The sequence below is a fragment of the uncultured Ruegeria sp. genome (assembly GCF_947504215.1).
Classification (GTDB): Bacteria; Pseudomonadota; Alphaproteobacteria; order Rhodobacterales; family Rhodobacteraceae; genus Ruegeria.
This window is the reverse complement of the sequence record NZ_CANNGO010000004.1, coordinates 21094-40923: the sequence shown is the minus strand read 5'-3', so window position 1 is coordinate 40923 and position 19830 is coordinate 21094. Positions and strand designations below refer to the sequence as shown.

Annotated in this window: 22 protein-coding genes and 1 tRNA gene; 15 read left to right on the top strand and 8 right to left on the bottom strand. The window is 56.3% G+C overall.

The window, feature by feature from the left end:
- Positions 1 to 2 precede the first annotated feature (2 nt).
- Complete coding sequence (locus Q1B21_RS09140) at positions 3 to 485, bottom strand: HugZ family protein (RefSeq protein WP_299888632.1); 483 nt, start codon at positions 483 to 485, stop codon at positions 3 to 5.
- A 41-nt stretch (positions 486 to 526) separates the two neighbouring features.
- Between Q1B21_RS09140 and Q1B21_RS09135 the strand changes: the two genes are divergently transcribed.
- Together Q1B21_RS09135 and Q1B21_RS09130 are read left to right on the top strand one after the other, a co-directional pair.
- Entirely contained in the window at positions 527 to 1009 is a 483-nt protein-coding gene (locus tag Q1B21_RS09135; RefSeq protein ID WP_299888629.1) for an excalibur calcium-binding domain-containing protein, read from the top strand.
- A 98-nt stretch (positions 1010 to 1107) separates the two neighbouring features.
- On the top strand, positions 1108 to 1350 hold the full coding sequence (locus Q1B21_RS09130; protein WP_299888626.1) for a zf-TFIIB domain-containing protein: 243 nt from the start codon (positions 1108 to 1110) through the stop codon (positions 1348 to 1350).
- A 15-nt stretch (positions 1351 to 1365) separates the two neighbouring features.
- Here the strand turns inward: Q1B21_RS09130 and Q1B21_RS09125 are convergent, their stop codons facing one another.
- Positions 1366 to 1794, bottom strand: coding sequence for an excinuclease ABC subunit B (locus Q1B21_RS09125; RefSeq protein ID WP_299888623.1), 429 nt, complete (start codon positions 1792 to 1794; stop codon positions 1366 to 1368).
- A gap of 158 nt (positions 1795 to 1952) precedes the next feature.
- Between Q1B21_RS09125 and Q1B21_RS09120 the strand changes: the two genes are divergently transcribed.
- On the top strand, positions 1953 to 2306 hold the full coding sequence (locus Q1B21_RS09120; RefSeq protein WP_299888621.1) for an MmcQ/YjbR family DNA-binding protein: 354 nt from the start codon (positions 1953 to 1955) through the stop codon (positions 2304 to 2306).
- A gap of 15 nt (positions 2307 to 2321) precedes the next feature.
- Here the strand turns inward: Q1B21_RS09120 and Q1B21_RS09115 are convergent, their stop codons facing one another.
- From Q1B21_RS09115 to Q1B21_RS09090, 6 genes are all read right to left on the bottom strand, one after another.
- Positions 2322 to 3149 carry a formate/nitrite transporter family protein gene (locus Q1B21_RS09115; RefSeq protein ID WP_299888618.1) on the bottom strand — a complete coding sequence of 276 codons (828 nt, stop codon included), beginning with the start codon at positions 3147 to 3149 and terminating at the stop codon, positions 2322 to 2324.
- A gap of 90 nt (positions 3150 to 3239) precedes the next feature.
- A complete protein-coding gene (locus Q1B21_RS09110; protein WP_299888615.1) occupies positions 3240 to 3395 on the bottom strand; it encodes a hypothetical protein in 156 nt (51 codons plus the stop codon).
- 279 nt (positions 3396 to 3674) lie between these two features.
- Positions 3675 to 4478, bottom strand: coding sequence for a hypothetical protein (locus Q1B21_RS09105; protein ID WP_299888612.1), 804 nt, complete (start codon positions 4476 to 4478; stop codon positions 3675 to 3677).
- A gap of 224 nt (positions 4479 to 4702) precedes the next feature.
- Complete coding sequence (gene uvrB / locus Q1B21_RS09100) at positions 4703 to 6889, bottom strand: excinuclease ABC subunit UvrB (protein ID WP_299888610.1); 2187 nt, start codon at positions 6887 to 6889, stop codon at positions 4703 to 4705.
- 78 nt (positions 6890 to 6967) lie between these two features.
- Positions 6968 to 7432 carry an SRPBCC family protein gene (locus tag Q1B21_RS09095; RefSeq protein ID WP_299888608.1) on the bottom strand — a complete coding sequence of 155 codons (465 nt, stop codon included), beginning with the start codon at positions 7430 to 7432 and terminating at the stop codon, positions 6968 to 6970.
- A gap of 144 nt (positions 7433 to 7576) precedes the next feature.
- Positions 7577 to 8533, bottom strand: coding sequence for a thermonuclease family protein (locus Q1B21_RS09090; protein WP_299888606.1), 957 nt, complete (start codon positions 8531 to 8533; stop codon positions 7577 to 7579).
- 143 nt (positions 8534 to 8676) lie between these two features.
- On the opposite strand from Q1B21_RS09090, the gene Q1B21_RS09085 reads away from it, so the two are divergent.
- The 12 genes from Q1B21_RS09085 (at position 8677) to Q1B21_RS09030 (ending at position 19828) form a co-directional block, all read left to right on the top strand.
- A complete protein-coding gene (locus Q1B21_RS09085) occupies positions 8677 to 8988 on the top strand; it encodes an ETC complex I subunit (RefSeq protein ID WP_299888604.1) in 312 nt (103 codons plus the stop codon).
- Positions 8989 to 9465 carry a GNAT family N-acetyltransferase gene (locus tag Q1B21_RS09080; protein WP_299080933.1) on the top strand — a complete coding sequence of 159 codons (477 nt, stop codon included), beginning with the start codon at positions 8989 to 8991 and terminating at the stop codon, positions 9463 to 9465.
- Positions 9466 to 9486: 21 nt separating this feature from the next.
- Positions 9487 to 9563: transfer RNA gene (locus Q1B21_RS09075), tRNA-Arg, on the top strand.
- A 422-nt stretch (positions 9564 to 9985) separates the two neighbouring features.
- Complete coding sequence (gene iolG, locus Q1B21_RS09070) at positions 9986 to 10999, top strand: inositol 2-dehydrogenase (protein WP_299888601.1); 1014 nt, start codon at positions 9986 to 9988, stop codon at positions 10997 to 10999.
- A 129-nt stretch (positions 11000 to 11128) separates the two neighbouring features.
- Complete coding sequence (locus Q1B21_RS09065) at positions 11129 to 12064, top strand: sugar ABC transporter substrate-binding protein (RefSeq protein WP_298935415.1); 936 nt, start codon at positions 11129 to 11131, stop codon at positions 12062 to 12064.
- 86 nt (positions 12065 to 12150) lie between these two features.
- Positions 12151 to 13275 carry an ABC transporter permease gene (locus Q1B21_RS09060; RefSeq protein WP_298935218.1) on the top strand — a complete coding sequence of 375 codons (1125 nt, stop codon included), beginning with the start codon at positions 12151 to 12153 and terminating at the stop codon, positions 13273 to 13275.
- A 1-nt stretch (position 13276) separates the two neighbouring features.
- The gene (locus Q1B21_RS09055; protein ID WP_298935217.1) at positions 13277 to 14095 is read left to right on the top strand and encodes an ATP-binding cassette domain-containing protein; all 819 of its coding nucleotides are present in this window, start codon (positions 13277 to 13279) and stop codon (positions 14093 to 14095) included.
- Positions 14096 to 14255: 160 nt separating this feature from the next.
- Entirely contained in the window at positions 14256 to 16088 is a 1833-nt protein-coding gene (gene iolD / locus Q1B21_RS09050) for a 3D-(3,5/4)-trihydroxycyclohexane-1,2-dione acylhydrolase (decyclizing) (protein WP_299888597.1), read from the top strand.
- Positions 16085 to 16984, top strand: a complete 900-nt coding sequence (gene iolE / locus Q1B21_RS09045; RefSeq protein WP_299888594.1) for a myo-inosose-2 dehydratase — start codon at positions 16085 to 16087, stop codon at positions 16982 to 16984. Before iolD ends, iolE begins: the two co-directional genes overlap by 4 nt.
- Before the next feature lie 52 nt (positions 16985 to 17036).
- Positions 17037 to 18218 carry a phytanoyl-CoA dioxygenase family protein gene (locus tag Q1B21_RS09040; RefSeq protein ID WP_299888591.1) on the top strand — a complete coding sequence of 394 codons (1182 nt, stop codon included), beginning with the start codon at positions 17037 to 17039 and terminating at the stop codon, positions 18216 to 18218.
- A 48-nt stretch (positions 18219 to 18266) separates the two neighbouring features.
- The gene (iolB, locus tag Q1B21_RS09035; RefSeq protein ID WP_299888588.1) at positions 18267 to 19073 is read left to right on the top strand and encodes a 5-deoxy-glucuronate isomerase; all 807 of its coding nucleotides are present in this window, start codon (positions 18267 to 18269) and stop codon (positions 19071 to 19073) included.
- Positions 19070 to 19828 (top strand): SDR family NAD(P)-dependent oxidoreductase, encoded by a 759-nt coding sequence (locus Q1B21_RS09030; RefSeq protein WP_299888585.1) that lies wholly within the window; start codon positions 19070 to 19072, stop codon positions 19826 to 19828. Before iolB ends, Q1B21_RS09030 begins: the two co-directional genes overlap by 4 nt.
- Positions 19829 to 19830: the final 2 nt, after the last annotated feature.

Sequence of the window (19830 nt, the reverse complement as noted above, 5' to 3'; positions counted from 1 at the left end):
GGTTACAGATCGTCAGGGGCAAGGCGGTATGCCTTGCCAAACCCGCCGTTCAGAACGCCATCCTGAACGTCAAAATGGATAAAGTTGAAATCGGCGAAATCGACATAGAGCTTTGCCTTTGGGCGTAAGCTTAGATATCTTGCGCGCAATCTGTTGTGCTCTGGCGTTTCCTTCGGAACCAGCCGTGCGATTGCATGGAGTGTTAACCGAGGATGGGTCAGCGGATCGCCTTTGTCGGCGGGCTCACCAATCAGAAGGGCGCAAGACGAATTTGCCCGCAGCGCTTGCGTATGATCCGCAAGGGTCGAAATCAGAGATACCGGGCGCCCAGCGTCATCCGTGGCCAGCGCGATACGAGAGACTGATGGCAATAAGCTGTCCGGACGCAGAACCGCCAGCGCAGCAAATGTTGCGTCGGTGATCAGTTCTTTCACCTGACTACGGGCGGTGGCGTCCATTGGTTGGAACGGGTCGGTTTTGGTCATGTCGGGTGGTTCCGGGAACAATCACTAATTGCCATTGATAGATGCCTGATCTACTTGGGGCCAGTCCAACTGTTGCCACATATCCGGAGTATCCTGACAGCATGTTGTTCGGAAAACCTGCACGAAACGAGAGCGATCTCAACCCGCGCTCGTCCAAACGGCACCGTCGGGCCGACGCCATGCGTCGAAAGGCCCTTTCCCCCGTGCGCATCCTGATCATGGTGCTTTTTCTGCCGCTGACCACCGCAGTGTTTGCGGCCGGTATGTTTCTGCGGATCTCTGACTATGACCGTAACGACGCTGTGCTGCACCTGATCGCTTTGGCCGGATGTGATGCTGCGGACGCCATCGGATTTGGCCCGTTTCGTAAGGGTCAGCCGGGCTATCACAAGCGCTACGATGCGGATGGGGATGGTGTGTCCTGTGAAAAGTTCGCTCCGGCCTTCACCCAGCAGGCGACACCGCCGACCAGTTCGGCGCCTACGAACCGCACGGTTGGTAACGCCAAATTCGTGCGACCCTGATCCGCTTGCCTTGCCGGACCGGGGCACTTGGCCGCAACCGGGATGAAAATCAGCCCGATCCTTCCCATCTGACTTGCACAGCTATGGGAGAACGTTTGATGAAATGTCCGATTGATGGCGCCAATTTGGTGATTGCCGAACGCAGCGGGGTCGAGATCGACTATTGCCCGCAATGCCGTGGCGTTTGGCTGGACCGGGGTGAGTTGGACAAAATCATTGACCGGTCCGCGGCTCATACCCCTCCACCACCACCTCAGCAGGGCTATGACGACCGCTCAGATCATGGATATCGCAAGAAGAAAAAGCGCGGCGGTTTTTTGGATGAGCTATTCGATTTCTAACCACCTCGGGTGAGGTCACGACAGCTGCCCGCCTGCGCAGTCGCGAAACTTGCGAACTTCGGGCGCAGCGCCGTTTAGCGGAAACTCGGTGATACGGTCCTGCGTGAAGGCGTAGGCAATGTCATTGTATTCCAACCCATCAAGGACGTTCCCAAACCCTGCGTCACTAACGCCAAGGGAATAGGTGTCCGGTGAAAGGACATGGCGCGGTGTTGCGATTTCGATCGGATTGCGCCCACTGAACCGCATCGCAAACCAAGGGGCCACTGTCCACGTGTCGGTTTTCCGAGTGACCGTCAGCGTATACAACGGCTGTGCCGGATCGTAGGTCAGGAAAATACCTGCGTCATCGGTGTCATGGGCCAGCGTGCAAATCTCACCTACGGTGGCCTCCCAAGCATGGGCGGGTGTACCGACGAGAAGGCTGATAAGAAGTATGCGCATCTGCTGAAATTAGCTGAGGGCTGGGAATTGGCAAGTTCAACAGGGTTCGGACCACGGATCAGCAGCGCCGTGGCTTCGGGAACTCTGATCGTTGAGTTCGGTCTTCGATAGAACGCAAGCGCTTGTCTTGCACCACTAAGTACGCTCAGATTGGCCCCATGACCCGCGATGAATTCAATACCTTCTGTTCCAGCCTCAAAGCCACCAGCCATGTCGTGCAATGGGGCAATGCGGATGTGTGGAAGGTGGGCGGCAAGGTGTTTGCGCTGTGTGGCTGGAATGACGGGAAAGACGCGTTCACCTTCAAGGCCACTGATCTGGCCTTTGAGGTATTGAGCGATGAGCCCGGCATCCGCCCGGCCCCCTATCTGGCGTCCCGGGGAATGAAATGGCTACAGGTCTATGAGGAACGTGGCATGAGCGACGCCTCGCTGCGTGAGCATATCGTGACGTCTTATGAATTGGTTGTGGCCAAGTTGACCAAGAAGGCGCGGGCGGAGTTGGGGGTTTAGAACGGGAGAGCGGCCTCATAGAGATGTATTTCGAAGATACGCAAAGCGATACGCGAGAGCGACACCGCCCGCCCCGCCGACAATATTACCGGCAGAAACCCAGAACAGGTTGCCAACAACCGCGCCCCACCCAAAGCCAGCTCCTGCGGCCATCCCTTGTGGCAGCAGGTACATGTTGGCGACCGAATGCTCGAGACCCAGCAGAACGAAGCCGGATATGGGCCAGAGGATCGCCATGACCTTCCCCACAACCGATCTGGCGGCAAAGCTCAGCCAGACAGCCAGACAGACCAGCGCGTTGCACAAAATGCCACGCAAAAAGGCCTGCGTCGGAGAAAGGTCGATCTTGCCATTTGCGATCGTCGAAGCCGTTGCGCCCATCGGCCCATCCAACAGACCCGTCGCCGCGAAAGCGAGGACCAGTGCGATAGCTCCGATCAAATTCCCAAGGTAAACCAGCCCCCAGTTTCGCAACAGATCGCGCGGCGAGATTTTCCGGTCTACTGCGGCAATCGTCATTAGGGCGTTTCCGGTGAACAGCTCAGCGCCACCAACAACCACCAGGATCAGACCCAGAGAGAACACGACCCCGCCCAGAAACCGGGCGGGTCCAAAGCCTGCATCCACGCCGGTCATGACCATGGTGTAGGCGGCCCCGCCAAAGCCGATGAACACGCCAGCAAGGATGGCCAGCGTTAGCGTCTGGCCGATCGACAGATGCGCTTTGGACACGCCCGCGGTTTCAACCAGCTCGGCGATCTGGGTGGGTTTATAGGCGTCTACTCCGGTCGGGTTTGGCACGGTCATAGGCCGCAGTATGCTGGCGCGTTGCGGTTTCAGCATTGATTGGGATCAAAGTTGACTGGGGTCCCAAAAAGCGAGTTGCGCTAGGGTGAAGATTGGGAGTTCAGTAATCGGCCAATGGCGATGACGCTAGCGGAGGGTCTTATTGCGTGAGACGGCCTGATTGAAGTTGTTGACGGATTTTCCTGAGAGTTGCGCTAGGTCCTCGGCCAGCACCACGCGGGTGCCGCCCAGCCGGTGAATGGCGCTTTGGACCTCATGCGTGCTGGGCAGGGTGTTTGTCATGGCAACCGTTTGGAATCACAATTTGTGACTTCAAACGTGGAGGAGGGAGCGCTGGGCTGCAAGGGTGGAGTGTGGGGCGACGCACAGGACGTGATTTCACCCATCGCTGTACCGCATTCAGAAAAGATGGGCTCAAGCACCCACCCTAAGCTTGCTGGACCAATCAATTCAAGTAATTCCATCAGGAGGATCCGTTCATGTGAGGCTAGCCGCGCGATAATGCCGTTGTGTTGGACGTCAATGCCTGACCGACTACCTTCTGAAAAAATACCGCCCATATCAATCATCCGACATTCTAATTAGGAAGTTGTTCAATTCAAGTTGTGCTTGCTTAGCGGCCCCTTCCGTTGATTTGCATACTTCTGCGTTCACGCTTCGATTGTGCTCATCGCAAATAGTGGCCGTAATGGCAAACGTATGTTTGATATTCTTGGAACGCGAAGGTGAAAAAGAAAAAGAACGAAATCGAGTTTTGGGTTGAGATTGCTTAAATACTTTAGAATCTAAATCAGCAGAGCCGTCTATTTCAAAATCAATGTTATAGCTTGCAAAAGTTGGTGCTTCATCCAGATTGAATGAAACGTCAACAAGCTGTATGATCCATTCGTCTAAGCCCAAGCCGCCCTCAATAGGTTTTGGGGAGCCTTGTTTGCTTTCTGATTTCTCATAAGCATCTTCACAGTCAGGTTCATCATTCTCAGCAAAATGCATTTTCAAGCTTAGGGTTTTGGTTGTTTTACGTGTTTGCTTGAGGTTCCCTCCCAAAGTTACAACCACTGAGTTTATCGGAATAGAAATGTTGGGCGACGCCGTTGCCCCGTCTTCGGCAACAACTTTCAAGGTTAAGTCTGCAGCTGCTTGAGGAAAAGAGAACCGTTTGGCAATTGCTTGATACCTTTTATCGGTCCGTATGAATTTCAAAGCGTTATCGAACTCACACTTTGCAGCAAAAGCAACGTCTGTCGCAAATAGATAGTCTTGATCGTTTATTTTAGCGGGCTTTGGTTGTTGCAGAGAATCGCTGCATCCTGTTGTTACCGTAGCGACCACTAGGAGCCGAAATACAATGTATTTATTGAACATGCACTTATCTCCAAAATGGACATTCAAAAGTCTTGGGAATGATGAATATTAAGGAGGATACACTATTGAGTTAGAGTAGGCAAATCTAGTGCATGAAAACAGGCGTCTCTCCAGATGTGCGCAATTCGGTGTTTCCAATACAAACCAAAAAATAGTTGGAACCAATATTGGATAGTTTCAATCACAAACATCGCATGGCTTAATGGACTTTTTGGGAAAGTGGCTCATCGCTTCCGCCGCTTCACATTCCCCCCGCGCTGACCCGGCCGTCCAGCCGTTGAGCGCCCGCGTGACTTCACCGCGTCTTCAGAGGCCTTTTCAACCGCCCATTGACGGGCCATGGGGTCGTCGGCGATGGCCAGGTCGACCGCTTCCAGACGTTTGATCTCATCCCGGATGTTGGCGGCCTCTTCGAACTCAAGGTTCTCGGCGGCTTTTCGCATCTTGTCGCGCAGACCGTCCAGATGAGCCTCGAGATTGGCGCCGTGCATCGGTTTGTCGATGGTGGCGGTAACGCGGTTCATGTCGACGTCGCCCTGATAGAGTCCGGCCAGAACGTCCTCGACATTCTTTTTCACCGTCGCGGGCGTGATTCCGTGTTCCTCGTTATAGGCAAGCTGTTTGGCGCGGCGACGGTTGGTTTCCCCCAGCGCGCGCTCCATGGAGCCGGTGATCTTGTCGGCATACATGATCACCCGCCCGTCGGCGTTCCGTGCGGCGCGGCCGATGGTTTGAACCAGAGAGGTCTCGGACCGCAGGAAGCCTTCTTTGTCGGCGTCCAGAATGGCGACCAGCCCGCATTCCGGGATGTCGAGCCCCTCGCGCAGCAGGTTGATGCCGATCAGCACGTCAAACGCGCCCAGTCGTAGGTCACGCAGAATCTCGATGCGTTCCAGCGTGTCGATGTCCGAGTGCATGTAGCGGACTTTGATGCCCTGTTCGTGCAGGTATTCGGTCAGATCCTCGGCCATGCGTTTGGTCAGCGTGGTGACCAGCGTGCGGTATCCATCGGCGGCGACCTTGCGCACCTCGTCCAGCAGGTCGTCCACCTGCATGCTGACGGGGCGGATTTCGACCTCGGGATCCAAGAGACCGGTGGGGCGGATCACCTGTTCGGTGAAGATGCCACCGGTCTGTTCAATCTCCCACTTGGCGGGGGTGGCTGAGACGAACACGGATTGCGGGCGCATGGCGTCCCATTCCTCAAATTTGAGGGGACGGTTGTCCATGCAGGACGGCAGGCGGAACCCGTGTTCGGCCAGTGTGAACTTACGCCGGTAGTCGCCCCGGTACATGCCACCGATCTGCGGGACGCTAACGTGGGATTCGTCGGCAAAAACAATCGCGTTGTCGGGGATGAACTCGAACAGGGTCGGGGGCGGCTCGCCCGGTGCGCGACCCGTCAGATAGCGCGAATAGTTCTCGATCCCGTTGCAGACGCCTGTAGCCTCCAGCATTTCCAGATCGAAATTGGTACGCTGTTCCAGACGCTGCGCTTCCAGCAGTTTGCCCTCGCCGACCAGTTGGTCCAGACGGATGCGTAACTCCTTTTTGATCCCGATGATCGCCTGATTCATTGTTGGTTTTGGCGTCACATAGTGCGAGTTGGCGTAGACCCGCACCTGCTCCATATTCGCGGCACGTTCGCCGGTCAGGGGGTCAAACTCGGTAATGGTTTCAAGTTCTTCGCCGAAGAACGAGAACTTCCAGGCGCGGTCTTCTAGGTGGGCGGGCCAGATTTCGAGGCTGTCGCCGCGCACGCGGAACGAGCCGCGCTGGAAGGCCTGATCGTTGCGGCGATATTGTTGGGCGACCAGATCAGCCATGATCTGGCGCTGGTCGTAATCGCCGCCGACTTTCAAATCCTGTGTCATCGCCCCGTAGGTTTCGACCGAACCGATACCGTATATGCACGACACCGAGGCGACGATGATCACATCATCCCGCTCTAGCAGCGCCCGCGTGGCCGAGTGGCGCATCCGGTCGATCTGTTCGTTGATCTGGGATTCTTTTTCGATATAGGTGTCTGACCGCGCGACATAGGCCTCGGGCTGGTAGTAGTCGTAGTAGGAGACGAAGTATTCCACGGAATTTTCGGGGAAGAAGCCTTTGAATTCGCCATACAGCTGCGCCGCCAGTGTCTTGTTGGGCGCGAGGATGATCGCGGGGCGCTGGGTTTCCTCAATCACCTTGGCCATGGTGAAGGTTTTGCCGGTACCGGTCGCGCCCAGTAGGACCTGTTCGCGTTCGCCGTCCATCACGCCGCTAGTCAATTCCTTGATCGCGGTTGGCTGGTCACCTGCGGGAGCAAATTCTGTATGCATCACGAATTGCTTGCCGCCTTCCAGTTTCAGGCGCGCGCGCACGTCGTCGGCGTTCAATTGGGTCTTGTCAGAATGGGCGTAAGGCATGGGCAGGCTCCGGATTAGGCCCCTACATTTGTTCTTATTTTGTCCAACTGCAAGGGCTGAACCAGATGTGATGACGGCTTAGGATGTCGAAGCCACGTCACGACTTAGTTTTTCGGCAAGCCCGTTTAGATTGGCATCCAGAACTTTGCCCATCATCATCTTCATCAGGGTCTGCCCCGGCAGCCATCCCAAAGGCCCGTATTTGACCCGGTAGTCCATGCCCCAAATCACCCGAGTACCGTTGCCCGGCAATGGTTCTAGGACCAGCGTAGCGCTAGCCTCGTGCAGGGGCATGGCGTCCATTTCGCTCAGCCGCACGCCATAGCCGCGGCTGACCTGCCAACTGGTGACTTCCTCGACGACCGACGTCCCGTTTTCGAAGTGACAGCGCCGGCGCGATCCGATCCCGTCTGTGCCATCTGTCAACGCATCCACCGATGTGACCGCCGGGGCGAATTCGTCGATATGCATGTAGCGGCCTAAGACAGCCCATACTGCATCGGGTGTCGCATCGATATCCAGTTTGCATTCTTTGCGAATCATAGTGGTTGTCCCGATTTGAAAGCTACAGAATGTCTAGACGCCGCTAACGACAGAAATTGTCATTAGCAGCGTCACAATACGTTGGCAGCTGAGTCAGGGCCATCCGGGGTTGTCGGATGGATTTGTTGCAGAGCATTTTATCGTTCAGCCGGACAATCCAACGCGTTCCAAGGTCACATCCGGCCAATCCGTAATCTGCGCGGGATCGGTCACGATGATCTCGGGTCGTCCCGTATCGTTGTCCGGGAACATCTTGGTTGCGCCTGTGACATAGGCATAAGATCGACGCGGGAGGTCTTCTCCATCTGCACGATAGCGTGTGAGGATCAGGTTCATCACATCCTCGCCGCCGCCCATGTTCCCGTTTGGAATGAACAGTTGATAGGGCTGGGTCAGACTGCCTGTGTTGAACAGTATGTGGTCCCCCGAGGTTGGGGTAAAATCGCGCAACTCGATGAACACGGTGGTTTCCTGCCCGGCTTTGGCAATTTCGACCAGCCGGTCATAATCCAGCCGGGTATTGAACATGTTGATCTGCGGATTGCGGCGTTTGATATCGCGGTAGCCTTCGATGATCCGGGCGCGCAGGTCCCACCATGTGGTCAGGGGCGCATAGTTTCGCATGACCGAGCCGTTATTGGCAATCTGGTCCCAGACCCCGAGCTTTGCGGTCTGGGCCCGGCGCTCGGCATCTCGGTAGCGATCGTGTAGATGGGCGAATTCTGCATACCCATATTTCTGGAAGTAAGGCGACAAGCCTTCCTGAATCATCACCTGTTGAAAGTCGGTGCCGTCCTCCAACTCCAGATAGCACAGCACACGGCCGAAATTCCCACGGTATTTCTGCAAGGCCACTTCACGTGGTTCGGTTCCGGGCAGGATCAGTTTCACGGTATCGCCTGGCGTGATCAGTTCCTTGGCGCGGTCAGATGCAGCCTGACCCAATGGGGTGACGGGCTTGCTGCCAGCAAACACCTCTTCGGTGTCCAAAGCCAGAACGCGCAGGCTTTCGCTATTGTCGCTGTCGTCATCCAGAAAGACGCGAACGGTGTCGCCGTCGACCACACGGTCCACTTTGGCTGTAAATGATGTGCCAGACATGAGGTTCCTCCAATTGGAATAAATAAACAGGGCCAGCCTACCATGGCGGGACGACAGATTGTTAACAGTGACAATTGCAATCTTGTCCCGGCCCGCACTCTGACGCATAAACAGGCTCAGCCAAGTGAGTACGGAGAGGCGACATGCGCGCAAGGATTTACCAGCCTTCACGGAATGCGATGACTTCGGGCATGGCAAAGACCCGGAAATGGATTCTGGAATATGCTCCGTCTTCGGCGCGCGAGGTTGATCCGTTGATGGGGTGGACGTCGTCCAACGATACCCAAACCCAAGTGCGTTTGAAATTCGACACCAAGGAAGAAGCGCTGGATTACGCCAAAGATAATGGGATCGACGCTCAGGTCAGCGAGCCGCATAAACGCAAGCCCAACTTGCGTGCGCGTGGGTATGGCGAGAATTTTGCGACCGATCGGCGTGGTCCCTGGACGCACTGAATGATCGATATCCGCGAGGCTGACCCCGGCGCAGAGGATCTGCGACCTATCATTGAGGCGCATCTTGCCCATAGTTGGGATGCGACGCCGCAAACCTCGAATCACACCTTGGATGTTGATGCTCTGCGAGAGCCGGGTATTCGGTTCTTTGCCCTCTATGATGAGGGGCAACCCCTGGGGTGTGGCGCGCTCAAAACGCTGCCGGATGGCACTGCCGAAGTAAAATCGGTCCATATTCTGGCGACCGCGCGCGGCCGCGGCCTAGCGCGCGTGATGATGACTCATCTCACCGACATGGCGCGGGCCGAGGGCGTATTGGCGCTGGTTCTGGAAACAGGTGCCGCGCATCTGACGGAATATGATGCCGCACGCAAGCTCTATGAGACACTCGGCTATTCCTACTGCGAACCGATCTATGGGTACGACCATGACCCGAACAGCGCCTTCATGCGCTTGGCTCTTGAACCTCGGTCGTAAAAGCAGCAAGAAGAACCCAGCGGTCCCTTAGCTCAACTGGATAGAGCAGCTGACTTCTAATCAGCAGGTTGAGGGTTCGAGTCCTTCAGGGATCGCCATTTCAGACTTTATTGCCCAATAAGTACCGCAAGTGCGAGCGCACCGTGCTTGGTTTATTTTACTTTTGGGGAGGTCTGAGGGGCTGGGTGAGGGGGTCAGGCCAGCCCCTCATCAAGGGGGTCGTTGAGTGGTAGTGTGTTCCAGTAAATTCAACTTAGCCTAGGTTAACGACTCAATAAATTGGGGGATTCCCGTAGTTGTTGAAATTAGGTGCCCTAAGCCTTCATTTCTTTGCGCTCTGCTAGGAAACGTCGCTGCATCGCGGACCCATGTAGGAGCAACTGATTGGCGAGCAGCTGAGGCCCCAAGCGGCGGGTTGGAAGGTGTTTCTAACGCTAATACGCGTGTCCCGTGAAATAATTCTTGCAACCGGTTGCAAAGGAACTCATTGTTGGGCCCAACAAGGATTCGGGAGAGTTGCATGCTGAAGGTTGGACTGCTGGGCGCTGGGCGCATCGGTCGCGTTCATGCGCAGGCCATTTCGGCCCATCCGCGCAGCAGGCTTTGCGCGGTCTCCGACGCGGTGCCCGAAGCAGCCGCTGATCTTGCGGACGCGCATGGTGCCAAAGTGCGCAACTCGGACAAGATCATTGCGGATTCTGACATTGATGCGATTCTGATTGCGACGCCGACAGATACACATTCTGACCTGATTGAAGCAGCGACCAGCTCGGGCAAGGCTGTTTTGTGTGAAAAGCCTGTTGATCTGGATTTGGAGCGGGCCATTGCATGTCAGGTAAATGTTGCGATCCACGGGCTACCGGTGATGATCGGATTCAACCGTCGATTTGATCCCAGCTTTTCGGCGATCAAAACAGCCGCCAACGCGGGTGAGATCGGCAAAACCGAATTGCTGTCGATCACCTCCTTTGATCCGGCACCGCCACCCGTAAGCTATATCAAGGTGTCGGGGGGCTTGTTCCGGGACATGATGATCCATGATTTTGATATGGCCAACTACCTGATGGGAGATGTGCCAACGGTTATCTCTGCTGTTGGGTCTTCGATCATTGATGCTGAAATCGGTCATGCCGGCGACGTTGATACCGCAGTTGTTACAATGACTTATGCAGATGGCCGGATTGCCGTCATCAAGAATTCGCGCCGGGCTGCATATGGCTATGATCAGCGGGTCGAGATGCTGGGGTCCGAAGGGCTACTACAAGCGCAGAACATGCTGGAAAACACAATGGTCAAGTCTACAGCCGATGGCGTCATAGCGGCCAAGCCGACCTACTTTTTCCTTGAACGCTATATGCCTGCGTATCAGGCAGAATGGGCCGCTTTTGTCGAGGCGGCGCTGTCCGGCGCAAAGGTGCCCGTGACGCTGGAGGATGGCGTCGCGGCGCTGGCGATGGCCGAGGCTGCAACGCGCTCAGTCCAGTCTGGCGGGCCAGTGCGAATGGATGAAATTTTGAAACCGGTTGCAAAATGATCGGATTTCTTCAAACTGAACACAGCTCGGCCTTGGGCTGGAGCGTCAGAGATTCGGCTGTGCCGAACTATTGGGGTTAAGACCCCGGCGACAAGACAAACTGTTCTAATGGGAGGAATGGAAATGAAAATGTTCGTAAAAGGGGTATTAATGGCAAGCGCGGTCGCGCTTGGCGCAGCGACCGGTGCTGCGGCGGAAGGCGAGAAGTACATTCTGGTCAGCCACGCACCTGACAGCGACAGCTGGTGGAACACAATAAAAAACGGCATCGCCTTGGCGGGTGAGCAGATGGGTGTCGAAGTCGAATATCGCAATCCCCCTACCGGGGACCTTGCCGATATGGCGCGGATCATCGATCAGGCGGCGGCATCTGGGCCCAACGGCATCATCACAACTCTGGCGGACCCAGACATTCTGGAAGGTCCGATCAAGGCCGCAGTTGATTCCGGGATCGATGTCATCATCATGAACACCGGTACGCCTGAAAAAGCCCGTGAAATTGGTGCACTGATGTATGTCGGCCAGCCCGAATATGATGCCGGCTTTGCCGCAGGTCAAAAGGCCAAGGGCGATGGCATTGGGTCGTTCCTGTGCGTGAACCACTACATTGTACAGCCGTCCAGCCAAGAGCGGTGCCAGGGCTTTGCCGATGGTCTGGGAATTGAGCTGGGCGAGCAAATGATTGACGCAGGTCAGGACCCTGCGGAAATCAAAAACCGGGTTCTGGCCTATCTGTCGGCGAACCCAGACACAGACGCAGTTCTGACGCTTGGCCCTGTTTCTGCCGACCCGACCATCCTTGCTTTGCAGGAAAATGGCATGGCCGGTGACATCTATTTCGGCACCTTCGATCTGGGTGGTGAAATTGTCAAAGCAATCAAGGACGGCACCATCCAATGGGGCATCGATCAGCAGCCCTTCTTGCAGGCGTACCTGCCGGTTGTTGTAATGACCAACTACCACCGTTACGGCGTTCTGCCGGGCAACAACATCAACTCGGGCCCCGGTTTTGTAACCGCTGATGGCCTGACCAAAATTGAAGAATTTGCGGGCGAATACCGCTGATCTTCACTTAGGTACGGGCGCATCAGGAGCGCCCGTACCAACCTTGAATTCCAAATCTCAAAAAGATCGCGCGAGGGAGGAAAGTAATGGCTGAGTCGGCGCAATCCACGACAGGCGATGACGAACGAATCAAACAAATCTCACCCCTGCGTCAGGCCCTAATCCGTCCGGAACTGGGCGGTATGGTGGGCACAGTTGCTGTCTTCACGTTTTTCCTGCTTTTTGCTTTTGACAGCGGAATGTTCAACAGTCAGGGCGTTCTAAACTGGTCCATCGTTTCGGCGCAATTCATGATTATCGCAGTCGGGGCATGCTTGCTGATGATTGCTGGTGAGTTTGACCTGTCAGTGGGATCAATGATCGGCTTCGCCGGTATGATGATCGCGATATTCTCGGTCACGATGAGCTGGCCTGTCTGGATGGCGATCATTGTGACCTTTGTCCTCTGTGTCTCTATCGGCGCGCTCAATGGCTTTATTGTCGTTCGAACCGGTCTTCCGAGTTTTATCGTGACGCTTGCATTCCTGTTTATTCTGCGCGGTTTCACCATCTTCCTGCCGCAGACAATCGAACGCAAAACCATCATTGGCGGTATCAAGGATACGGCCGAAGGCGACTGGCTGGCGTCCGTGTTTGGCGGCAAGATTGGTCAGGGTTTCTTTACATGGCTGGGTGACGCAGGGATCATTGCTACGTTCGAACGCGGAACACGCGAAGGGCAGCCCGTTGTTGACGGGATACCAATGCTGATCATATGGGCCATCGGGCTTATTATCTTTGGCCATGTGTTGTTGACCAAAACCAAGTTTGGGAACTGGATTTTCGCGGCTGGTGGCGACGCCGAAGCGGCCCGAAACTCTGGTGTTCCGGTGAACAAGGTCAAGATACTGATGTTCATGTTCACTGCCTTCTGCGCAACAGTCTTCGCGACCTGTCAGGTGATGGAATTCGGCTCTGCCGGGGCGGATCGCGGCCTGTTGAAAGAGTTCGAAGCAATCATCGCTGTGGTTATCGGCGGCGCATTGCTAACCGGCGGCTACGGCTCGGTATTGGGGGCCGCACTTGGGGCGTTGATCTTTGGCGTGGTGCAGCAGGGGCTGTTCTTTGCCGGGGTCGAAAGCTCTCTGTTCCGAGTGTTCCTGGGCGTCATACTTTTGGGCGCGGTGATCCTGAACACATACATCCGCCGCATCATCACAGGAGAACGCTGAGATGACTGAAGACAGCAAATTCCATCACGGCGATGCAGATCAGAAAGAACCGATCATCAGAATGGTGAATATCGAAAAGCACTTTGGTTCGGTAATTGCCCTAGCTGGTGTGAGTTTTGATCTGAGGCCCGGTGAGTGCCACTGCCTTCTGGGTGACAATGGTGCGGGCAAGTCGACCTTCATCAAGACGATGTCCGGTGTGCATAAGCCAACTGCGGGCGAGATCTTCTTTGAGAATCGTCCGATGCATTTCGAAGATCCGCGCGATGCAATTTCGGCGGGGATTGCGACCGTGCACCAGCACCTTGCTATGATTCCGCTGATGAGCGTCAGCCGCAATTTCTTCATGGGAAATGAGCCGACCCGAAAAGTCGCGGGGATCAATTTCTTTGATAAGAAGCAAGCTGATGAAATCACCATGGAGGAAATGCGAAAGATGGGCATTAACCTTCGTGGACCAGATCAGGCGGTTGGAACCCTGTCAGGGGGCGAGCGCCAAACGGTCGCCATTGCCCGCGCTGTGCATTTTGGCGCCAAGATTCTGATCCTGGATGAGCCGACCTCGGCCCTTGGTGTACGACAGACCTCGAATGTTCTGGCGACCATCGACAAGGTGCGTAGCCAGGGTGTGGGTGTTGTCTTCATCAGCCACAACGTGCGGCATGCGTTGGCCGTCGGCGACCGCTTTACTGTGCTGAACAGGGGTAAAACCCTTGGCACGGCCAAGCGCGGGGAAATCACGCCGGAAGAGTTGCAGGATTTGATGGCCGGGGGTCAGGAGATGGCGCAGCTGGAAGGATCGCTTGGCGGTACCGTCTAGGCAGGCAGAAATCAGGGTGTTCCGCCGTGTTGGGTGGGACATCCGAAACGACAGCATAGGCTTTTTAGCCCTAAGCCATGCCAGTCAAGAGAATGAGAACCTTCAAAAAAATGAGACATGATGGATTGCCCGGCGTGGGCTCCTGTTGAAAGGGATTATCATGAGCAAGACAATCCGATTGACCGCAGCGCAAGCTCTGGTGCGCTACTTAGGCGCTCAGATGAACGAGGCCGGAGAACCGTTCATCGCCGGTGTCTGGGCAATATTCGGCCATGGAAACGTGGCTGGGCTGGGCGAGGCATTGCACGCCGTGAAAGACAGCCTGCCCACCTATCGTGGCCACAACGAGCAGACCATGGCGCATTGCGCGATTGCATATGCCAAGCAGATGCGACGTACACGTACAATGGCGGTCACGTCGTCGATCGGTCCAGGGGCAACCAACATGGTGACGGCGGCGGCGCTGGCGCATGTGAACCGGCTGCCGGTTCTGATCATTCCCGGTGATGTGTTCGCCACGCGGGGACCTGACCCGGTTTTGCAGCAGATCGAAAGCTTTGGTGATGGGACCGTCAGCGCCAATGACTGTTTCAAACCCGTCAGTCGGTATTTCGACCGCATTTCCCGCCCTGAGCATCTACTGACCGCGCTGCCGCGTGCCTTCCGGACGATGACGGACCCGGCCGATTGCGGGCCCACAACGTTGGCCTTCTGTCAGGACGTTCAGGCGGAAGCTTATGACTATCCCGAAAGCTTCTTTGAGCCGCGCGTCTGGTATCAACGTCGTATCCGTCCGGATGAGGCGGAATTGGCCCGCGCGGTTGCTGCTATCAAGACAGCAAAGCGACCGGTCATCATCGCCGGGGGCGGGGTGCACTACTCGGGTGCGACTGATGCACTGCAAAGCTTTGCCGAGACGCACAACATTCCCGTGGCTGAGACGCAGGCGGGCAAATCCGCCTTGGCCTGGGATCATCCGCTGAACCTTGGTCCGGTCGGCGTGACAGGCGGCGAGCCGTCCAATGCAGTTTGCGCCGAAGCCGATCTGGTATTGGGCGTTGGCACGCGGTTGCAGGATTTCACGACAGGTTCCTGGGGGCTGTTCTCAAATCCGCAGCGTGAATTGGTCTGCCTGAACACGGCCGCTTATGACGCTGAAAAGCACGGCGCGATGCCCCTTCAATCCGATGCGCAGGTTGGTCTGAACGAACTGGGCCAAGGCCTGCAAGGCTATCGCGCAGAACCGGTGGCCGATACGCTGAAATCGGACTGGTTTGGCAAGGTTGATGCGCTGACGGATGCGCCGGGCGAGGGCAACGCGTTGCCGACCGATATGCAGGTGGTGGGCGCTGTTCAGCGGGCATCAAATGACGACACTGTTGTGATGTGCGCCGCAGGCACCATGCCCGGAGAGTTGCACAAGCTTTGGAAAGCACCGCGCCCCGGGTCTTACCACATGGAATACGGGTTCAGCTGCATGGGGTACGAGATTGCTGGTGCCATGGGCATCAAGATGGCCCAGCCCGAGCGTGACGTAATCTGCTTTACCGGCGACGGCACGTATATGATGGCGAACTCGGAAATGGCGTCGGCAGCGATGATGGGTGTGTCCTTCACCGTGGTCATCACCGACAACCGTGGTTTCGGCTGCATCAACCGTTTGCAAATGGGCACTGGCGGGGCGGAGTTTAACAACCTTTTGGACCATGCCGTGCATGACACGCCGTCAGCTATCGACTTCACCGCCCACGCGGCAGCGATGGGCGCGACCTCGGTCAAAGTCACTTCGATTGCAGAGTTGGAGGAGGCATTGGCCAAACGTTCTGAGGTCAAAGGCCCGTATGTGGTTGTTATAGACACCGACCCATACCCGTCGACTGAATATGGCGGCACATGGTGGGAAGTGGCGGTGCCCGAGGTCAGCAGCCGCCCCGAAGTGAATGAAAAACGAGCGGCGTATGAAGTCGCCATCAAGGAAAGAAACACGAAATGAGCGTGAATATCGGGATCTCGCCGATCGCCTGGCAAAATGATGACCTGCCCGATCTGACTGCGGCCTACACGATGGAGCAGGCGCTGAAAGAGGCGCGCGAGATTGGCTATACCGGCGTGGAACGTGGCCAGCGGATGCCCGGCGATACCGAAGGGCTGCGCGCCTATCTTGACGGTAGTGATATCGCGCTCTGCGGTGGTTGGTGCTCGGGCGCGTCGCTGATTAATGACTTCGCAACCGAGCGTGATGCCGTGCGTGAGCAGGTAGAACAGTTCGTGGCGCTGAATAGCCCATGTATCGTTTACGCGGAATGCTCGAACACAATTCAGACGCAGGCTGGGACACCGGTCAACGATCGTCCGAAACTGTCCAAAGACGAGGTACTGGCCTACGCCGCAAAGATCACCGAACTGGCCAAATGGATGGCCGATCGGGGCATGCCGATGGCCTATCACCATCACATGGGCACGATCATCGAAAGCGAAGATGACGTGAACTGGCTGATGGAGGGGGCCGGTCCCGAGGTGAACCTGTGCTTTGACGCTGGCCATCTGTTGTTTGGTGGTGGCGATGTCATGGCGACGTTGAACCGGTGGGGCGATCGCGTTCATCACGTGCATTTTAAGGATATCCGCCCGGCTGTGGTACAGGACACGCGCGAGAATAACCTCAGTTTCCTGGACGCCGTGATTGCCGGTGCCTTCACGGTGCCCGGCGATGGCTGCATCGATTTTCAGGCCGTCGCCCATGCGCTGAAGGCGATGGACTACAACGGCTGGATCGTGGTCGAGGCGGAACAGGATCCAGCCAAAGCGCCACCATATGAGTACTCAAAACTGGGCTACGACCACATTGTCGATGTCTGCGGACATGCTGGATTGGAGATCAAAGCCTGACGACCTGCCCTTTTCGGGGGCATCACCTTGGCCACGAGGAAGGAACAAAATCATGGTAGATCAAGACCTTGGATATGTCGGATATTTTGACCGGGAATCCTGTGATCTGGATGAATTCAAGGTGTTGACCTCACAAAATCTAATAGCCCACGCCGTGCCACATGCTGCGTCGGTTGAAAAGAACGTGCCGATATACGACATGCATGCGTTGCGCCCTGCGTTGAAGAACGGTGAAACGCGCCGTGCGCTGCTGGCGGAATGGGGCTGGGTGCTGGATAAATCGTCGGGTGTTATTGCTCTTAAGGGGGCATATTCGGACACGTCCGTGATTGATCGGGCCACAGATGTATTCCGTCAGATCATCGAAGATGAGAGCAGAAGCGGGGCAGGCGAGGGCGATCATTTCGCCGCGTCCGGGGCCAATGACCGGATTTGGAATGCCTTGCAAAAGCAATGCCTGCGCGACCCGGAAGGATTCGCGCTCTATTTCGGCAACACAACAATCGCGGCAGCGTGCGAGGCTTGGCTGGGTCCGAACTATCAGCTCACAGCGCAGATCAATCAGGTGCGCCCGGGTGGAAAGGCACAACAGGCGCATCGGGACTACCATCTGGGGTTCCAAAGCGCCGACAGCGCCGCCCGGTATCCCGTACATGCGCATCTGGTGACAGCTGCGCTGACACTTCAAGGGGCGGTTGCCCATTGTGACATGCCGGTGGAGAGTGGGCCAACCAAGCTGTTGCCGTTTTCTCAACTTTATCCGCCCGGGTATCTGGCGTTTCATGATGATGGGCATCGGGCCCATTTCGAAGACCGCTATATCCAGTTGCCATTGGCAAAGGGCGATGCTGTCTTTTTTAACCCGGCGCTGTTTCACGCTGCGGGCGAAAACAGCAGTTCGGACATCCACAGAATGGCGAACCTGCTGCAAATCTCCTCGGCTTTTGGTCGCGCGATGGAGGTGATGGATCGCCGGACCATGTCCGAGGCCATTTTCCCCTCACTTGTTGCGTTGAAACAGCGTGGTGATCTCAGCGCGGCTGAGGTGGACGCGGCCATCGCGGCTACGGCTGAAGGCTACCCTTTCCCAACAAATCTGGACACAGACCCGCCGATTGGCGGCAACGCACCGGAAAGTCAGGCCGACATTCTGCGCCGTGCGGTGTCGGAAGGGTGGACAGAGGGGCAACTGGCCGAAGCACTTTCGGCCCTGCAAAACCGGCAGGCTGCCTGAAGCAAGTAACGGGTGAGCGTTGCGCCCGCCCATCAAGGAGAGACCCAAATGGCCGATCTGCTCAAAAAACCCGTTGGCACGAGTGGTAAAGTGCATGACATCACCCCTGCCAGCGCCGGATGGCAGTACGTTGGGTTTGGGCTTTTCCACCTTAAAGCGGGAGATCTGGCGGCAGAGGACACCGGACACAACGAAGTCATTCTTGTTATGATCGAAGGTAAGGCACAGGTCACCGGAGCTGGCCAGGATTGGGGTGTTCTGGGCGACAGGATGAACGTTTTCGAAAAGACGCCTCCGCACTGTCTGTATCTACCGAATGGGACGAGTTGGGATGCAGTGGCTGAAACCGATTGCGTTATCGCCGTGTGCTCGGCGCCGGGGAACAGAGGGCATGAAGCGCGCCGGATCGGACCTGATGGAATTACCCTGACCGAACGCGGGAAGGGCGTGAATACAAGGTATATCAATAACATTGCGATGGAGCATGAGGACTACGCTGATAGTCTGTTGGTGACCGAAGTCTTTACGCCCAACGGGCATTGGTCTTCCTACCCAAGCCACCGTCATGACGAAGATGACTTTCCCCGCATCACCTATCTGGAAGAGACATACTATCACCGCCTGAACCCGGCCAATGGTTTTGGCATTCAGCGGGTCTATACAGATGATGGGCAGTTGGATGAAACCATGGCCGTGTCCGATGGCGATGTTGTGACCGTTCCACGTGGACATCACCCTTGCGGAGCACCTTATGGGTTTGAGATGTACTATCTGAACGTCATGGCCGGACCCTTGCGGAAATGGCGTTTTGTTCCGGCCCCCGAGGTCGAGTGGATCATGGAGCGTGATAGTTGACCAAAGACTTTGCCATTTACCCCAGCCTGCGCGGCAAGACTGTCATTGTCACCGGCGGTGCCGGTGGTATCGGAGCAGACACCGTACGCGGCTTTGCCGCGCAGGGTGCAAAGGTCGGATTTATGGACATCAATGCGGATGCCGGGCACGCGCTGCTGACCGATCTTGAGGGTGAGCATGTCTTTGCCCCGTGTGATTTGCGAGACATCGACGCGCTGCGGGATGCTTTCACCCAGATAACTGAAGAGTTAGGGCAAGCTCAGGTGTTGGTTAACAACGCTGCCCATGATGACCGCCATGATTGGCGCAAGGTCAGCCCGGACTACTGGGACGAACGCATGGCGACAAATATCCGCCATATGTTTTTTGCTATCCAATCCGTAGCTCCGGGGATGATTGAAAACGGTGGAGGGTCGATCGTCAATCTCGGTTCAAATTCCTGGTGGGAGGCGGGCGCTGGGTTCCCGGCCTACGCCACGGCCAAATCGGCCGTCCACGGCCTTACCCGGACCATGGCGCGAGAGCTGGGCAATCACCGAATCCGCGTGAATACCGTTGTGCCGGGCTGGATCATGACCGAGCGTCAGAGAGACCTGTGGGTCACGCCTGAGACGCTGGCAAAACAGCTGGACCGCCAGTGCCTGCCGGACCCGATTGACCCAATATACGTCGCGCGGATGGTGCTGTTTCTGGCTTCCGACGATGCCGCAATGTGCAGCGCTGGAAACTTCATGGTCGAAGGCGGATCGATCTGAGG

Excerpts from the sequence above, each read along its gene's own strand:
- Q1B21_RS09140 (WP_299888632.1), bottom strand. The coding sequence starts at position 485 with ATGACCAAAACCGACCCGTTCCAACCAATGGACGCCACCGCCCGTAGT.
- Q1B21_RS09135 (WP_299888629.1), top strand. The coding sequence starts at position 527 with ATGCCTGATCTACTTGGGGCCAGTCCAACTGTTGCCACATATCCGGAG.
- Q1B21_RS09130 (WP_299888626.1), top strand. The coding sequence starts at position 1,108 with ATGAAATGTCCGATTGATGGCGCCAATTTGGTGATTGCCGAACGCAGC.
- Q1B21_RS09125 (WP_299888623.1), bottom strand. The coding sequence starts at position 1,794 with ATGCGCATACTTCTTATCAGCCTTCTCGTCGGTACACCCGCCCATGCT.
- Q1B21_RS09120 (WP_299888621.1), top strand. The coding sequence starts at position 1,953 with ATGACCCGCGATGAATTCAATACCTTCTGTTCCAGCCTCAAAGCCACC.
- Q1B21_RS09115 (WP_299888618.1), bottom strand. The coding sequence starts at position 3,149 with ATGCTGAAACCGCAACGCGCCAGCATACTGCGGCCTATGACCGTGCCA.
- Q1B21_RS09110 (WP_299888615.1), bottom strand. The coding sequence starts at position 3,395 with ATGACAAACACCCTGCCCAGCACGCATGAGGTCCAAAGCGCCATTCAC.
- Q1B21_RS09105 (WP_299888612.1), bottom strand. The coding sequence starts at position 4,478 with ATGTTCAATAAATACATTGTATTTCGGCTCCTAGTGGTCGCTACGGTA.
- uvrB (WP_299888610.1), bottom strand. The coding sequence starts at position 6,889 with ATGCCTTACGCCCATTCTGACAAGACCCAATTGAACGCCGACGACGTG.
- Q1B21_RS09095 (WP_299888608.1), bottom strand. The coding sequence starts at position 7,432 with ATGATTCGCAAAGAATGCAAACTGGATATCGATGCGACACCCGATGCA.
- Q1B21_RS09090 (WP_299888606.1), bottom strand. The coding sequence starts at position 8,533 with ATGTCTGGCACATCATTTACAGCCAAAGTGGACCGTGTGGTCGACGGC.
- Q1B21_RS09085 (WP_299888604.1), top strand. The coding sequence starts at position 8,677 with ATGCGCGCAAGGATTTACCAGCCTTCACGGAATGCGATGACTTCGGGC.
- Q1B21_RS09080 (WP_299080933.1), top strand. The coding sequence starts at position 8,989 with ATGATCGATATCCGCGAGGCTGACCCCGGCGCAGAGGATCTGCGACCT.
- iolG (WP_299888601.1), top strand. The coding sequence starts at position 9,986 with ATGCTGAAGGTTGGACTGCTGGGCGCTGGGCGCATCGGTCGCGTTCAT.
- Q1B21_RS09065 (WP_298935415.1), top strand. The coding sequence starts at position 11,129 with ATGTTCGTAAAAGGGGTATTAATGGCAAGCGCGGTCGCGCTTGGCGCA.
- Q1B21_RS09060 (WP_298935218.1), top strand. The coding sequence starts at position 12,151 with ATGGCTGAGTCGGCGCAATCCACGACAGGCGATGACGAACGAATCAAA.
- Q1B21_RS09055 (WP_298935217.1), top strand. The coding sequence starts at position 13,277 with ATGACTGAAGACAGCAAATTCCATCACGGCGATGCAGATCAGAAAGAA.
- iolD (WP_299888597.1), top strand. The coding sequence starts at position 14,256 with ATGAGCAAGACAATCCGATTGACCGCAGCGCAAGCTCTGGTGCGCTAC.
- iolE (WP_299888594.1), top strand. The coding sequence starts at position 16,085 with ATGAGCGTGAATATCGGGATCTCGCCGATCGCCTGGCAAAATGATGAC.
- Q1B21_RS09040 (WP_299888591.1), top strand. The coding sequence starts at position 17,037 with ATGGTAGATCAAGACCTTGGATATGTCGGATATTTTGACCGGGAATCC.
- iolB (WP_299888588.1), top strand. The coding sequence starts at position 18,267 with ATGGCCGATCTGCTCAAAAAACCCGTTGGCACGAGTGGTAAAGTGCAT.